Below are 1,199 nucleotides of genomic sequence, written 5' to 3' on the forward strand. Positions count from 1 at the left end.
CGTTGACCGGGTCGCGGTTTGTGGCATGCCCGTTTGGGGAGTCTGGGGCGCGGATGTATCGCACCGGGGATCTGGTGCGTTGGGGTGCCGATGGGCAGTTGCAGTATCTGGGCCGCGCCGATGAGCAGGTGAAGATCCGCGGGTATCGCATCGAGCTCGGTGAGATCCGCGCGGCGCTGGCCGCCCTCGACGGGGTGGAGCAGGCGGTGGTGGTTGCCCGGGAGGACCGCCCGGGTGATAAGCGGCTGGTGGGCTATGTCACCGGGACCGCCGATCCGGTGCAGCTACGCTCCCAGCTGGCCGAGCGGTTGCCGGAGTATATGGTTCCGGCCGCGGTGGTGGTGTTGGACGCTTTGCCGTTGACGGTGAACGGCAAACTCGATACCCGGGCCCTGCCGGCACCCGAATACGCCTCGGGCGAGGGCTATCGCGCCCCGGGTACCGCGACCGAGGAGATCCTGGCCGGCATCTACGCCCGGGTACTCGGGCTCGAGCGGGTCGGGGTTGACGATTCGTTCTTCGACTTGGGTGGGGATTCGTTGTCCGCGATGCGCCTGGTTGGCGCGGTCAACGCCGGTCTGGACGCTCATTTGGCGGTGCGCACCGTGTTCGAGGCGCCCACGGTGGCCCAGTTGGTGCTCCGTATCGGTGCCGATGGGGGTGGGCGCGAGCCGTTGGTGGCCGGTGAGCGGCCCGCGGTGGTGCCGTTGTCGTTTGCCCAGCAGCGGTTGTGGTTTATCGATCAGTTGCAGGGGCCTTCACCGATCTACAACATGGCGGCGGGGTTGCGGCTGGGCGGGCGCCTGGATGCCGACGTGTTGGGTGCGGCATTGGCCGATGTGGTGGGCCGTCACGAGAGCCTGCGCACCCGGTTTGCGGCACCCGAGGGCATACCCCAGCAGGTGGTTATTCCGGTGGAGCGGGCCGACTTTGGCTGGGACGTCGTTGATGCCACCGGCTGGTCGACAACACAGCTGGAGGAGGCCATCGAGGCGGCGGCTTCGTACGCGTTCGATCTGGCCACCGAAATCCCTTTGCGGGCAATGCTTTTCCGCCGCGCCGATGACGAACATGTGCTGGTGGCGGCGGTACACCATATCGCCGCTGACGGCTTGTCGATGTCCCCGCTGGTGGCCGATCTGGGGGTGGCCTATGCCAGCCGGTGTGCGGGGCATGGCCCCGAGTGGGCGCCGTTGGCG

General features: G+C 67.8%; 1 protein-coding gene. It reads left to right on the plus strand.

The window, feature by feature from the left end:
- On the plus strand, positions 1-1,199 hold a 1,199-nt coding region (locus B8W69_RS29455), incomplete at both ends, for a condensation domain-containing protein (RefSeq protein WP_165762733.1).

The sequence above is a fragment of the Mycolicibacterium vulneris genome (assembly GCF_002104765.1).
Classification (GTDB): Bacteria; Actinomycetota; Actinomycetes; order Mycobacteriales; family Mycobacteriaceae; genus Mycobacterium; species Mycobacterium vulneris.